Annotated in this window: 10 protein-coding genes; 2 read left to right on the forward strand and 8 right to left on the reverse strand. The window is 61.4% G+C overall.

Annotated features, from left to right (window positions below):
- Window positions 1-288: 288 nt before the first annotated feature.
- From HHJ06_RS01395 to HHJ06_RS01430, 8 genes are all read right to left on the reverse strand, one after another.
- Window positions 289-891, reverse strand: coding sequence for a DUF4126 domain-containing protein (locus tag HHJ06_RS01395; protein ID WP_215427018.1), 603 nt, complete (start codon window positions 889-891; stop codon window positions 289-291).
- 7 nt (window positions 892-898) lie between these two features.
- Window positions 899-2,407, reverse strand: a complete 1,509-nt coding sequence (locus HHJ06_RS01400) for a flotillin family protein (RefSeq protein WP_215427019.1) — start codon at window positions 2,405-2,407, stop codon at window positions 899-901.
- A gap of 34 nt (window positions 2,408-2,441) precedes the next feature.
- Window positions 2,442-2,975: a hypothetical protein gene (locus HHJ06_RS01405; protein ID WP_215427020.1), complete on the reverse strand. Its 534-nt coding sequence runs from the start codon at window positions 2,973-2,975 to the stop codon at window positions 2,442-2,444.
- A gap of 126 nt (window positions 2,976-3,101) precedes the next feature.
- On the reverse strand, window positions 3,102-7,532 hold the full coding sequence (locus tag HHJ06_RS01410) for a M16 family metallopeptidase (RefSeq protein WP_215427021.1): 4,431 nt from the start codon (window positions 7,530-7,532) through the stop codon (window positions 3,102-3,104).
- A 108-nt stretch (window positions 7,533-7,640) separates the two neighbouring features.
- Entirely contained in the window at window positions 7,641-8,846 is a 1,206-nt protein-coding gene (lpxK, locus tag HHJ06_RS01415; protein ID WP_215427022.1) for a tetraacyldisaccharide 4'-kinase, read from the reverse strand.
- Window positions 8,847-8,877: 31 nt separating this feature from the next.
- Window positions 8,878-9,915, reverse strand: coding sequence for a zinc ribbon domain-containing protein (locus HHJ06_RS01420; RefSeq protein ID WP_215427023.1), 1,038 nt, complete (start codon window positions 9,913-9,915; stop codon window positions 8,878-8,880).
- A gap of 94 nt (window positions 9,916-10,009) precedes the next feature.
- A complete protein-coding gene (locus HHJ06_RS01425; RefSeq protein ID WP_215427024.1) occupies window positions 10,010-11,317 on the reverse strand; it encodes a carbohydrate porin in 1,308 nt (435 codons plus the stop codon).
- Window positions 11,318-11,501: 184 nt separating this feature from the next.
- A complete protein-coding gene (locus HHJ06_RS01430; RefSeq protein WP_215427025.1) occupies window positions 11,502-12,560 on the reverse strand; it encodes a ribonuclease D in 1,059 nt (352 codons plus the stop codon).
- Window positions 12,561-12,685: 125 nt separating this feature from the next.
- On the opposite strand from HHJ06_RS01430, the gene HHJ06_RS01435 reads away from it, so the two are divergent.
- Together HHJ06_RS01435 and HHJ06_RS01440 are read left to right on the forward strand one after the other, a co-directional pair.
- A complete protein-coding gene (locus HHJ06_RS01435) occupies window positions 12,686-13,015 on the forward strand; it encodes a hypothetical protein (RefSeq protein WP_102712401.1) in 330 nt (109 codons plus the stop codon).
- Window positions 13,016-13,289: 274 nt separating this feature from the next.
- The coding region (locus HHJ06_RS01440; RefSeq protein ID WP_215427026.1) for a hypothetical protein at window positions 13,290-13,858 on the forward strand (569 nt) is incomplete at its 3' end.

Here is a 13,858-nt window from a genome sequence, read left to right on the forward strand (position 1 = left end):
TGGACGGAAAGCCAAGCCTGGAATCCGGAGGGTAAGCGGGTCTGAAAGGTGAGCGCGCCAACCCTCCATTCCCGGGTGGGCGGCATTCGTTTAAACCGCGGTGATACGTCCTTTCCTCCGTGTCTCTTGCTGGCCGCGCTGCCGGGAACAAGGGCCTCCCGGCCCTTGTCGGGAACTCCTTCGTTTCACCCCCGGAATAAATTCCGCTGTGATGACCGTTCTGCCGCAGAGCAATTCAACCCTTTGCCAAAAAGAAGAGCCGCAAGCCTTTGCGGGCCGCGGCGCACTTCAAGCTTCGCTTTTCCCTGCCGGACCGTTTCCGGAACGCGCCAGCTTCCTTTTCAGCTTCAGCCCCATGCGGACCAGAAAGTAAACGGCCGCGCCTGCCAGCACCACCCCCAGTACGGGGAGCACGCACGCCAGCACGGCTACGATGGAGGCGGAAGCCGTTTCCGCCGTGGTGACGACGGAGTTGCCCATGCCGCCCGTAGCGGCGGAGGCCGCTCCCCGGATGGCGGCCATGCCTCCGTGGATGATGCCCGCCGCTCCGCCCCCGGCAATGGCGGCCAGGCCCCATTTGAGCATGGGGTCCATGTGGCCGATGAAGCCGGCGGCCAGGATCGTCCCCGCGATGATGGCGGCGGGCGCCCCCAGCACGTCCAGCGTGTGGTCAATGACCGGGATGTAGTACGCCGCTATTTCCAGCAGGGTGGCTACGGAGAGGGTGACCAGGGCGGCGGTGCCGCCCAGCCATGCGAATTCCGGCGTTACCGTAAGGAAGCCTCCCCGGATGGCAATGGAGGCTACCAGCAGGGGCACAAAGATGCGGAAGCCGCAGGCCGCACCCAGCCCGATGCCGAGCAAAACGCCCATGACGGCTTCCATATTCATCTGCGGATCAGCTTAGTTTGACGGTGGTTGCAGCCGTGGCCGCCTGGGGCGCCCCCGCGGGAGCCGTGGCAGAGGGAGCGGGCGCTTTTTTCTCTTCCGTGGATTTGCCCAGGAAGCCGGGCAGTTCCAGCCCTACGCTCTTGCCCAGTTCATGGAGCGGTAGCGTATCCTTCACCAGGTTCTGGACGAATCCGCCCACGGAGGAGTCCCCTCCGTTGCCCATGACGATGACCTTGTCAAATTTCAGGCCCTTGATGGCGCCGGACTGGAGTTCCACGATCTTGGTGATCTGTTCCGTCACCAGCAGGTTGGAAGCGGCCTCGGAAGAGCCCGCCGCCTGCACGATCTGCTGGAAGCCGCGCGCCTTGCCTTCCAGCACGGCTTCAATGGCGGCTGCTTCACCGCGGCCCACCATTTCCATGCCTTCCCCTTCCGCCTTTTTCTTCAGCAGGGTGGCCTGGGCCTCGCCTTCCGCCAGCTGGCGGATGGCTTCAGCTTCCGCCCTGCGCTGGATGAGCAGGGCCTGGGCCTTGCCTTCCTGTTCCAGCTTGAGCACTTCCGCTGTGGCCTGGGCCTGCACTTCGCGCTGGCTCTTTTCAATGCGGGCCGTCACCAGGATGTTGGCTTCCTGCGTGGCGCGTTCACGTTCGGCGCGTTTGATTTCCGCTTCCTTTTCCGCCTCGTAGGCTTCTTCCAGGGTCTTGGCTTCCTGCACCTTCTGGGCCACTTCCGCCAGCTTCTTGGCTTCCGCCTGCTTCACTTGCAGCTTGGCGGCGGATTCCGCAATCTTGATCTGGGCTTCGTTCTGGCCTTCAATGGCAATGGCGCGGGCGTTCGCCACCTGGACGGTCTGGTCCTTTTCCGCTTCCGCCTTGCCGATTTCCCCGCGGCGCGTTTCTTCCGCCACCTTGATGGTGGCGTCATTGATGGCGCGCGCGGCGGCTTCCTTGCCCAGGGCGCTGATGTAGCCGGAGGCGTCCTGAATGTCCGTGATGTTGGCGTTGATGAGGTGGAGGCCCACCTTGTGCAGTTCCACGTCCACGCCTTCCGTGATGCCCTTGATGAGTTTTTCGCGGTCGGAGTTGATTTCCTCAATGGTCATGGAGGCGATCACCACGCGCATCTGGCCCATGATGATTTCCGCCGCCAGGTTGCGGATTTCCTCCCTGGAGCGGCCCAGCAGGCGCGCGGCGGCGTTCTGCATGATTTCCGGCAGGGTGGAGATGCCCACGATGAAGGAGGAGGGAACGTCCACGCGGATGTTCTGGGAGGAGAGGGCGCCCTGGAGGGGCACGTCAATGTTGATGGGGTTCAGGTCCAGGTAGCTGTAGGACTGGAGGACGGGCAGCACGAAGGTGGAGCCGCCGTGGTAGCATTTGGCGGGCTGCCCGGTGCCCACCTTGCCGAAGACGATGAGGATTTTGTCCGGCGGGCACATCCGGTAGCGGCTGAACAGCCAGGAGGCGGTCAGGATGATGAAGAGAACCAGAATGGCGATAGGGATGATTTTGTCCATGGTGTTGGATGGGGTGTATGGTTGGGTTTGTTGGTTAATGAAGAGGTTTGACGGTGACGACGCCTGCCGTGACGGAGACTACTTCCACCGGGGTTCCTGCGGGCAGGGATTCCTCCCCTTCCTGAATGGCGGGGAGGTACAGGAGCTGGCTGGGATGGGCGATCGTGACCTGGCCGCCGCGCTCCAGCCTGCCGGGAATGCTGATGTAAACGGTGCCGTGCATGCCCTTCAGGGTTTCATAGTTCAGGGTGCCGTCTGATTTAAGGCTCATGATGAAGCGCATGGAGATGCCGATGATCAGGAACATCAGCAAGCCCGTGAAGAAGGCCGCCGCGATGGAGGCGCCCATTCCCCACCCCAGGCCCTGGGCCAGCACGCCGCCCCAGCCGAAGCCCATGAAGAAGCCGATGCCGGATTTGATGGACAGCAGGCCCACGTCCGCGCCCCCGGCGTCCGCGTCAAAGTCCAGGTCATGTTCCCCCAGGCCGAAGAGGGAGAGCAGGAAGAGAAGCGCCCCCACGCCAGTCGCGGCAAGGGCGATGATAAAGAAGATGGAGTAATCAGTCATAGGGTAGATTGATTACGGGGAGTATCCATGTTTGGAGGCCGCTTGTCTATGGAAAAAGGAACGGAGGCGCGGATAATCCGGCGGCAGGCGGCAAAATAACCCCCTCCGCCGTTTTCCGCCTCAGGCCTATTTCATTTCCACGACGGCCTTTTCCCCTTTCTTGAGGTCCAGCTCCCGGAGCAGCAGGAAGTCATTGGTCAGCAGGCCCGCTTTCTCCACGGGGGTGGCGGTTTCTCCAATGGTGACGGTGGCTTTCTTTGCGCTGATCCGGTTGGGGAACCAGACGCCCAGGCGCCCCTTGGCGTCCTTGTTGGCCGTGACGGTGAAGCCCTTGGCGGCGTCCGCCGGGTCATTCCACTCAATGTGCCACGGGGATGGCGTGCGGGATTCATCCAGCCGCGCCGTCCACGCAGGGTCTCCGTAAAAGGCCACGGTATCCCGGTCATGGATCAGGCCCATCTGGTCTTTGCCCATGCCGTAGCCGGCGGAGTTCATGCTCCTGGCAAAGTCCGGGTCATCCTTGATGCCGTTGATGTCCGGCGCGTTAAAGTTGACGTTCATGAGCTTGGGGAAGCGGGTCATGGTTTCGTCCAGAATGAACTGGTTGTTCAGGTACCAGGCTTCCGCCAGGCTGGAGGCGTCATGGTTGCTGAACAGGAGGCCCAGCGTCCCCCAGCCGCCCTTGCCGTACCAGGAGGGGACGGTATAGCCCACCAGCTGGTTGAAGCCGTAGTGGCTCAGGGCCGTGACGGCCATGGAGTTTTTCGTTTTTTTAGTGTCTCCTATCAGGCAGTTCCCCGCCGCCACCCAGACGGCCGGGACCGGCTTGATTTCAATCACCGGAGCCTTGATTCTCTCCAGGAAGGAGAGCAGGTCGTCTTCCTTCCCGTTGAAGATCACGCCGCGCAGGAAGGTGGTGAATTCCTTGAACTGCTTTTTGTCCAGCACGTGGAACCGGTTGTTGCCGGAGACGATAAGCCCTTTGCCGAAGGGCATTTCCAGGTTGAACTGGGTGGCGTGGGAGGCCGTGACGAAGAGCTGGGGAGCGTACTGCTTCCAGTAGTCCGCCAGCTTGGGCGTTACGCCCAGCGTGGTATCGTCCCCCTTGTCCTGCTCCTTCAGGCCCTTGGTGTAAAAGGCCGGAGTCATCTTTTCTGCGGAACCGTGCTGTTCCAGGTACTGGAAGGGCTGCCAGTCCGTAATGCTCATGCTGTCGCTGAAGCGGGAGGCGTCCACGTTGGTGGTGCCCATGGAGCGCGTGATGACGAGCGGCTGCGTTTCAGCGGCTATCCTCATGGCGTCCTGCGGGGTGTAGCCCGTGATGATGCCCCAGATGCAGTCTCCGTAGGGATCGTCATCCAGGCGGCGGCTCAGGCGGTGCAGGTCATTGACCAGAACGCGGTCTATCTCCTCCGGCCGCGCGACCACGGCCATGAAGCGCGGTGCCATCTTCTTGAGCGTGTCCAGCTTGGCGAACATGGAGTCCTTCACGGTGACGATGGCGCCGCCGTGCTTCTCCGCCAGCTTGTCCGCCACGGCCTTCCATTCTGGCATGGCGGCGGTTTCCTCGGAGATGATGATGGCGTAGTCATTCTTGCCGGAGTCTTTTTTTACGGTCTTCACGGCGGTGGCGTGAATGCAAAAAGCCGCCGTGGAGACGGCGGCCTGGGCGGCGGCGGGCTTGTCCGCCTGCTTTTCAGCAGGCGGGGCTTCCGCGGCCGGATGGTCCGGCAGAATGTTCAGGTTGAGATGCTCTCCCTTGCCGAAGATGTCTTTGGCAAGCTTGTTGACCTCTTCCACGGTGATGGCTTTCACGTCCGGAATGCTTTCCCTCTGCTGGTCCAGCCGTTCCGGCCTGGCCTGGGAGTCTTTCAGCAGGGAGGTCCAGTATCCGTTGTCGCGCTGGGCGCGGTCCATGGAATTGAGAATGGGGTTGCGGGCGCGGTCCAGTTCTTCCTGGGTGACGTTCCCCTTGCCGAGGTCGTCCGCAATTTTGGCGATCGCATTCCGCACGGCTTCCTTGTTGCGCATCACGCCGGAGCTGAGGGTGATGATGTAGCCGTCGTCCGGGTAGGTTTCACTGATGTTGAGTCCGGTGGAGGGGGAGTAGGTTTCCCCCATGTCCTCACGCAGCCCCTTGAATACGCGGTCATAGAACACGGCCTTGAGCATGTTCAGCCTGCGGGCCAGCTTCTTGTCTTCCCCGCCGGGCGTTTTCCAGAAGAGGCAGACCAGCGTCTTGTCAATGGAGGAATCATAGGTCAGGTCCTTGGAGAAGTTGAAGTCCGCCATGGCCGGGTGGCGCAGCTTTTCGTCCAGCTTCGCGGGGGCTTCCGCACGCCTGGGCACGGCGCCCACGGTGCGTTCCAGCAGGGGAATGATGTCCTCCGTCTTGAAGTCGCCCGTGACGGTCACTTCCATGTAGTTGTTTTTCAGGGGGGCGTCCACCCAGTCCTGCACGTCCTTGACCTGGTAGGAGCTCAGCTGTTCCTGCGTGGGGAAGGTGAAGCGGGGGTTGTCCTTGTACAGGATGGCCGGCACCTGCTTCTTCATGGCTCCCTGCACCTCATGGTTCAGCTTGTTGTAAATCATGGGGATGGCGCGGCGGAGCAGGGTGACGCCGTCCTGGCGGTAGCCGGGATACATCAGGTAGGCCGTCTGAAGCTGGAGCTGTGTTTCCAGGTCTTCCCTGCTGGTGTTTCCGGAGAGCAGGAAGGCGCGGTCTGTCATGGAGAAGCCCACGCCCACCTTCTTGCCCGCCATGATGGCGGCCAGTTCATCGTTGGAGTGGTCCTTCAGGCCGCCGCCGTTCATCACGGCGCCCGCAAAGAGTTCCAGCCCGGAGGCCTTTTCCGGCCTGGTCAGTTCCCCGCCGTCCACGGCAAAGGTGATGTTGATGGAATCCTTGTCAAATTCCGTGGGCTTCAGGTTGACGCGCACGCCGTTGGAAAGGGTGAGCTGGGTCACTCCCAGGTCCGCGGCTTCCGTGCGGGCCGTCACCTTGCCGGGTTCCCCGAACTTGTAGGAGAAGTCCTTTTGGGCGGACGCCTGGTAGGGTTCCACCTTGGAAGCCTGTGCCTCCTTGTACGCCTGCATGATTTCCGCGCTTCCCTGGGCGTTTTCCTTGTTGGAGGTGACAATCACGCGGGGGAAGGCTCCGGTCCAGGCTTCCTTCAGGGCGGCCTGGCACTGTTCCGGTGTCAGGTTTTCCACCACTTCCCTGGAAATGGCCCAGTCTTCCTGCGGCGTGGTGAAAACCTTGTCCTGAGCCGCGCTCTGGGCGATGGCGGAGGCCAGGTCTTCCGACTTGGCGGTAGGCCACGCCTTGATGGCGTTTTCCGCCGCTACGGTGATGTTGCTGCGGGCTTCCGCCAGCTCCTCCTTGTTGAAGCCGAATTCGATGGCCCGGCGCAATTCCTGTTCAATGGAGGCCAGGGCCGGCTTCCAGTTCTTGTAATCCGCCTGCGTCTGGATGGCGTCCACTTGCGCCGCTTCCATCACGTCCATGCGGCCGCCCTCCGCGCCAATGAAGGGGCAGTCCGGATTCTTGGCCATCTTTTCCAGGCGGCGGTTCATCATGGCGTAAGCCACATTCAGGGGAATGTCCTTGTTGCGGTTGGCCACCGTGTCCGCCTTCTTCACGTAGGGCCGGGCAAGGTTGATGCTGATTTCCGTGCTGGTGGCTTCCTTGTTGGTGATCCAGTGGGCGGTGGTTTCCCTGGCTTCCTTCAGGGCGCCGCGGTCCGTCTGGAAGGAGTAGTTGTCCTTCTTCAGGGAGCCGAAGTATTTTTCCACCCAGGCCTTCCCCTGTTCCGGCGTGATGTCCCCGGCGATGACGAGCTGCATCTGGCTGGGAACGTAGTGGGTCTGGTAATAGTTGACAAATTTTTCCCGCGGCGCGGTGCGGATTACTTCCAGCGTGCCGATGGGGTAGCGGTCCGGAATCCTGGTGCCGTCCAGCATGATGGAAAAGACCTCCTTCATGACCCGGTAGCCGGCGGAATCCCGCGCCTTGTATTCACTGGTGATGATGCCGCGTTCCGCGTCAATGGCGCTTTCCTCCAGCAGGGCGCCGTCCGCAAAGTCCCTCATGATGGTGAAGGCCAGGTTCACGGTGGATTCCTTCATGCTGGGCACGTCCATCATGTACACGGTTTCGTCAAAGGCGGTGTAGGCGTTCGCGTCCCCGCCCAGGCCCAGGCCCTCCTTCTGCATGGCGGGAATCATTTCCCCGCGTTTGAAATGGGTGCTGCCGTTGAAGACCATGTGTTCCAGGAAGTGGGAAACGCCCTGGATGTCATCCGATTCATTCAGGGAACCCGTGTTGACGCGCAGGCGGATGCTGAAACGGCCCTTGGGCTCCGCGTTCGGGCGGATGAAGTAGGTCAGGCCGTTGGGGAGCTTCCCTTTGACCAGCTGGGGGTCCTGCCTGGGAATGCCTGCCGCAGGCTGGACAGCGGCGGTCCCGGTTTTGTTTTCTGCTGCGGTTTCAGCCGGAGAATGGGCCGAGAGGAGGCACGCGGCAGCCAGAATGGAGGTGATGGTAAATGCCTTCATGGGAAAAATACTGCCCTCTTGTTTCACATGATTTCCCAGGCAAGTCAAGCGGCCTTCCCTGCATAAAAGAGGTGAATTTCCGGAGAACCCACGGAAACGGAATCCGTTTCAAAAGGATGAGGAAGGCGCCCATTCATCCCGGGGCCGCGGCGCTGAAATTCCGCAGATGCGGTCCACGCAGCGCTCCCACGCCTCCCGGCCCTCATAGATTTCCACCTCAATGCGCAGGAAGTAAATGGGCACCTCCGGATCTTCCTCCGGTTTTTCCAGCCGCACGGCGTCCTTCTCCGTGGTCACGATCATGTCCATGGCGCGGTCCGCGCAGCGGTCGTAAAACTCCTGGAGTTCCGACTGTTCAAACCAGTGGTGGTCCGGGAACCTACGGCAGATTTCCACGTTCGCGCCTAGGGAGCGCAGGGAGTCCTCAAAGCTTTCCGGACGGGCGATGCCGCTGAGGCACGCCACCCATTTCCCCTTCAGGTCCTCCAGGGGCAGGCGTTCCCCCGTGAATACGTTTTCCAGGTACCTGGGGCCGTGGTCGCTCACGATGATGTCCGCCACGGGATTGTACTTCCTGATGGCGGCGATCAGTTCATCCTGGGGCTTGCCGCCGCATTTGGTCAGGATGATGTAGCTGGCGCGCGCCAGGCTGCCCCGGGGTTCCCGCAGCGTGCCGCGCGGGAGCATGGCCCCGGTGCCGAAGGGCGCGCCGCAGTCCACCAGCACGATGTCCACTTCATGCGCCAGTTTCAGGTACTGCATGCCGTCGTCCAGCAGCAGGGTGTCGCACCCCAGGTGTTCAATGGCGAAGATGCCGGACTTGATCCGGTTCTTGTCCACCAGCACGGCCACGCCGTCCAGATTCTTGGCGAGCATGAACGGCTCGTCCCCGGAATGCAGGGGGCCCAGGTAGCGGGTCTTGCCGTCGCTGGCGATCTTGGGGAGCTGCTCCACCCGGGCGCCGTGCCCGTCCTTCCATTCCTGCGGTTCGTCCAGGTCCGCGCTCTTGTAGCCGCGGGTCAGGATGGCCACCTTGCGGCCGCGCTGGGTGAGGGTGCGGGCCAGCAGTTCCACCACCGGGGTCTTTCCGGTGCCCCCCACGGTGATGTTCCCCACGCTGACCACCAGCGTTCCCAGCCGTGCCTGCCTGGCCATGCTGGAATGGAACAGGTACAGCCGCGCCAGCACCACCAGCCTGAACAGCCAGGAGGCGCCGCGCAGGAGCGTGCGCATCATCGTGGCGCGGAACCCCTTGGCCCGGCCGAAGATGACTTCCGTTCCCCACTCTTCAAACTCTTCCGATCTGGATTTCATGATAAGCCCGGCGGCGTGCCTGGAAACTCCGTCAGTGGAGGATGCGGTGGCAATTGTCGCAGTAAACGGTTTCGTGGCCGCCCAGCACCTTCATGCGGGCGTTGTCCGTAATGACCATGTGGCAGCCGCCGCAGTGGCCCTTTTCATCCATGGGCACAATGACGGGAACTCCCTTGCTTTTGGTCATGCGTTCGTATTCCCCCAGGGAATCCTCCGGAACGGCGGCGGCCAGGTCCGCGCGTTCCGCGTTCAAGTGGTCCAGAAGCTCCCTGTCCGTCTCCGCCGTCCGGTCAAAGCGGGCCAGCGTCTCCTCCATCTCCCGCTGGGAGTCCCGCGCGCGCTGGATTTTCTGCGCCATGTCCGCCTTGGCGGTTTCCAGGCGTTCCATCAGCTCCAGCTCGGAAGTCTCCAGGGCGTCAATGACGGCTTCCGTCTTTTCCACCTCCTGAATGCACATCTGGTATTCCTCGTTCTTCCGGGTGTTGGACTGGAGGGTTTTCATCTTGCCGATGTAGGCGCGCTTCGTTTCAACGGTGGCCTCCACGTCCCGTATGCTCTTTTCAATGCCCGCCACTTCCTGCTTGGCGGCCACGGCCTTCTGCTTGATGGCCTCCATCTGGCGCAGCAGGCGTGTTCTCTGTTCCGGCAGGGAGGCCAGCTCCTTCCGGAGTTTGGAAATCCGCACGTCCTTCTCCTGGAGGATCAGCAACTGGTCTAAATCGGCGTGGTTCATCGCCTCCACCCTAGCACGCTCCGCCGGGCCGGAAAAGATTTTTTCTCGGCCCCCGGGAGGAAGGGGGTTCCCCGTTTTTTCCTGCCGGAGCGCCCCGGCGCTTCCGGGGCCGGGCTTCTCCGGTGAACCTTCATCCGGGTTCCTGCCGAGGATTTCAAGAAGCTTCCTCTGCTGGGCCGGAGTGCTCTCCCGGCGCGGCCCCGGCATCACCAGCGCCGCATACTCCCGCGCCGTTTCATTTTTCTTCTGCCTGCTGCGCCAGAGGGTGAAGCAGATGGCCAGCGCACAGGCGCTGACCGCGATCAGGAGGGCGTATGAATGGCGGCTGGAGGGCATGATGGCGGGGGAATGGCCGTGGGTCTGCCGGAAAAGGGGACCTTCCGTTAAAATAAAGGGGAGGGGATTCTTCCGCCGCCTGCTCCGGCGGACTTTAAAAGGTCAGGATGGTTTGCAGCCGGAAGACGCTGGCGTTTCCGGTGTCATCCCTGCCCGCCGGGTTGGAGATCCACAGCAGGGAGGGCTGGACCAGGAACCAGGGGGTCACGGAAATGTTATAATGGCATTCCATCACCACTTCCTTTTTGCTTCTGGAGCGTCCTTCCGCCATGCTCCCGTCGTCCGGGCGCGTCACGGCCAGGGCAATGCCGAACTGGTTGGCCTCTCCCTCCCCGCACACGCCCAGGTGCTGGAGCGGCTGGCTGCATACGAGGCCGCCGGACCACTGCACGGCGGCGCCGCAGAGGTTGTCCCGCGTGGAATCGCTCCACCCGGCGCGGCAGAAGGCCTTCCACGGGCTGGAGCCAAGCTGCTGCTCCACGTTCAGGGCAATTCCGGCCACGGTATTGAGGTTCTTTCTCTCCTCCCCGTCCGGCAGTTCATTGGTGCGGGCCATGAAGGGGGTGAGCTTCACGGCGCCGGAATCATGCACCCACGCCAGTTCCGCCAGGATGTTGAAGTTCTTGCCGTCCGTGTGCTTCAGCGGGGAGGCGTTCTGGGGGCAGCTGGTAAAGTTGCCGCCCAGCATGGCGTACCACTGGGCGTGGAACTGGTGCTGGAAGATGATGCCCAGGTTGGAATCCGCCATGGGGATCACCTGGTTGTTGACGAAGGGGGAGGCGCAGAACTGGCCGAAGGAGGAGTTGGCGTAGCTGTTGGTGTCAAAATAGTTCGTCTGGTTCACCACGCCCGCCACGATGGCGCTTTTCCCCCGGTTGAAAGTTTGCAGGAGCGCGATTTCCGGCAGGAAAAAAATCCTCTCGCCGAAGATGTCCGTGTGCGTGTCTCCCGTCAGGCCGATGGCGTCATTCATGTTGCCGCCCCTCCACGTCTTCCCGGTCAGGGCGGTGGAGCCTGAAAGCTCCAGCTTCAGCCACGTCTCCCGGTTCCGGGGGGCCTGGATGAGGCGGTAATTGGCATGGGCGTGCAGCAGGTACCAGAGCTGGGTGCCGGGCTTGTCCGGAGCCGGGTGGTGGATGGAATTGTAGGAAAAGGCGTTTTCCACCAGGAATTCCAGCCCGGCGCGGTGCGCCTTGGAATGGAGGCCGGTCAGGGCCTGGGTGAGGGAATCGTTGGGAATGGGGGCGGTTTCATCCCCGTAATCCCCGCCCAGCAAATTGATGTCCGCCAGCAGGTGGGCCGGAGGTTCAGGCTGGTCCGGGCGGAGCAATTCGGTTCCGGCCTGTCTGCCCTGGGCGGTGAAAGCGCCCAGCAGGACTAGGAGGGTAAGGGGACGGTACATGGCTGGCAGGTGAATCAGTTAAACAGGAGCGTGAGTGCGCCCGCATCCTAGATGAAGCGACGGGAGAAAGAAAAGAGGCAAATCACTCCGTTTAAGTCATGGAGCCGCCCGCGGTAATATTCCCTCTGCGGGATTTCCGGTTCAGGACGTGCGCCGGGCGCGTCCCGGGAGAACGGAGCCGTGATTAAAGACCCAGGGCTTCCCTCTGCCAGTTCAGCAGGGTGGAGACGCCCTTTTCCTCATCTTCCGCAATGGCTTCCAGGGAGGCCCTGGTGATGAGGAAGGAGCCTTCCATGCCCAGTTCTTCCGCCTTCCGGTCCCTGAGCTTGCACAGCCTGTCCATGTTGGCTTCAAACTGGTCGGAATGCTGGCGGCGCTGGATGCGGGGGCGGCACGGATAGTCGTCTTCATCCAGCAGGTAGAATTTCTGGAGCGCGTCCATGAACCGGCTGCGCCTGTGGGCGTGGAAGCGGGGAGGAGGCGTCACGGCGCGCTGTTCCTGGAGGGCCAGGCTCCACTGGATGAGGTCCGCGTTGGAGCAGACCATGAACGCGGGCCTGTCCCATGCCCTGGCTTCCGAGTCACGCCAGGTCCACAGCTCCCGCAGGGCGGCCAGCCCTTTCCGGTTCAGCTTGCCGCAGCCCTGGATGCGCCAGGGGTCCTGATGGCCGGCCAGATGGCGTTCACGGGCGCGGTCCATGGAGTGCCTGCAAATTTCTTCAAACCAGCCCATGCGCCCTTTTTCCCGCAGGGCCGCCGTCAGCTTGTCCGCCATGTCCAGCATGTAATTGACGTCATTCAGGGCATAGGTCACCATGGTGGGGGAAAGGGGGCGCCGCGCCCAGTCCGCCTTCTGGGAGGACTTGCTCAGCGTGACGTTATGGAAGTGTTCCACCAAGGCGGCCAGCCCGAACTGGCGGAAACCCAGCAGGCGCGCCGCAGTCTGCGTATCCCAGATCATGGCGGGCAGCGTTTCCCAGGCGTTCTGGAAGAGGCTCATGTCATAATCCGCCCCGTGCATCCAGACTTCCGTTTCCTTCAGCCAGTTGTAAAACGGCCCCATGTCTTCAATGGAGAGAGGGTCAATCAGGCAGGAGCCCGTTTCATCCGCGTACTGGATCAGGCAAATCTTTTCCTGGTAGCGGTGCAGGCTGTCTGCCTCCAGGTCCAGGACCACGCGTCCCATGGGCTGTGCGGTGGCGCGCTTGCGCCATTCCAGTAATTCCTCTTTCTCGCTAATCATCTTATTGCAACAGAGCGGGATTGAACCATGTATCAGCACGCCGGGCAACTGGAAATACAAAAAAAGTGCTGATGCGGCAATGATGTATTGCCTATTTTCCGGAAATAGGGCACGAAGAAAGGCGTATGGAAGAGGAAGCTACAGGAACGGAACGCAATCACGGAGAACAGCCCCTGGATGAACTGATGAAGCGCTGGCATCTTACCAACCACGACCTGGTGGAGATTTCTCCGGAACAGCTTACTCACAAGCAGGTCCAGAAAGCGCGTCAGGGCCGCCAGCTTACCCTGAAAATGATGCAGAAGGTGTGCCGTGCCCTGAACGTGGCCATCTGGGAACGGCTTACCCCCATGCAGAAGGAACAGTACTTTGAATACATGCACAAGCACGTGTTCAGCTACGCCAAGGGATATGACCCGGCCTGGAAGGACCCGAACATGGACATGATGGCCTGATCCCGGGCCTTTTTTCCAGCGGCGGCAGCCACCGCCTCCTTCCGTTTTTGTTTTGTATTTCCGGGGAAATACCGGGCTCAGGCAAGGATTTTTTTACATGGCTGGCTGTTTTTACGAGGCGCTCCGCAACCCTGTTTTTTTCCCGTTTACGGGGGAGAAGGACAGATCGTCATGAGTATGGTGTTGTATTCCAGCAGAATGATAAAAAACAGACATTCCATTTGACAGCCAGAAAAGCAAGGTGTATACGCCGCGCACCTTTTTATCCGTCATCATGTTGAATATTGCTTTTATTACTTGTTTCGTCGGTGTTGCGGGGATGTGCGCGGGAGCGTCCCTTTCCGGTGGAAGGCCGGCGGCGGGAGAAAACGCTCCCCTGGCCGATGGCGTGGCGGTGGCTCTGGAAGACAATGAATATTTGCTTAATCCGGCGGATTATGGAACGCTGGAACAGGGAGGGAGCCTGTTGCTGCGGTATCTGCCCGGAAAGAAGGGGTTCCGGGAGGATTCCTCCGCATTTTATTTTGAAAACAGCCACGGACGGGTGGTGGATGCCGTGGTTGCACGGGTATCCGGAAACGCCGGAACCGGGCACGGGGAGCGCCTGGCGCTGGTCAGCCCCGCTTTTCCGCTGGCCCCGGAAGGGAAGTGGAGCCTCAAGCGGAAAAGCAGGCCCGCTGAACTTTACAGGAAGAAGGTGGCCGTCTCCCATATGGACCAGGAGTATACCTTCCAGAGCCATGAAGATGCGCAGGTAAAACTGGTGCACGGGGTACTGGCAAATGCCCTGGTTTCAGGGAATAGCCGTCCTTTCCCTTATAACCCTTTCAATGTAAGCTATCC

The sequence above is a fragment of the Akkermansia muciniphila genome (genome assembly GCF_018709685.1).
Taxonomy (GTDB): domain Bacteria; phylum Verrucomicrobiota; class Verrucomicrobiia; order Verrucomicrobiales; family Akkermansiaceae; genus Akkermansia; species Akkermansia muciniphila_E.

Coding starts and splice junctions, on each gene's coding strand:
- HHJ06_RS01410 (WP_215427021.1), bottom strand. CDS start 7,532: ATGAAGGCATTTACCATCACCTCCATTCTGGCTGCCGCGTGCCTCCTC.
- HHJ06_RS01430 (WP_215427025.1), bottom strand. CDS start 12,560: ATGATTAGCGAGAAAGAGGAATTACTGGAATGGCGCAAGCGCGCCACC.
- HHJ06_RS01425 (WP_215427024.1), bottom strand. CDS start 11,317: ATGTACCGTCCCCTTACCCTCCTAGTCCTGCTGGGCGCTTTCACCGCC.
- HHJ06_RS01435 (WP_102712401.1), top strand. CDS start 12,686: ATGGAAGAGGAAGCTACAGGAACGGAACGCAATCACGGAGAACAGCCC.
- HHJ06_RS01405 (WP_215427020.1), bottom strand. CDS start 2,975: ATGACTGATTACTCCATCTTCTTTATCATCGCCCTTGCCGCGACTGGC.
- HHJ06_RS01420 (WP_215427023.1), bottom strand. CDS start 9,915: ATGCCCTCCAGCCGCCATTCATACGCCCTCCTGATCGCGGTCAGCGCC.
- HHJ06_RS01400 (WP_215427019.1), bottom strand. CDS start 2,407: ATGGACAAAATCATCCCTATCGCCATTCTGGTTCTCTTCATCATCCTG.
- lpxK (WP_215427022.1), bottom strand. CDS start 8,846: ATGAAATCCAGATCGGAAGAGTTTGAAGAGTGGGGAACGGAAGTCATC.
- HHJ06_RS01395 (WP_215427018.1), bottom strand. CDS start 891: ATGAATATGGAAGCCGTCATGGGCGTTTTGCTCGGCATCGGGCTGGGT.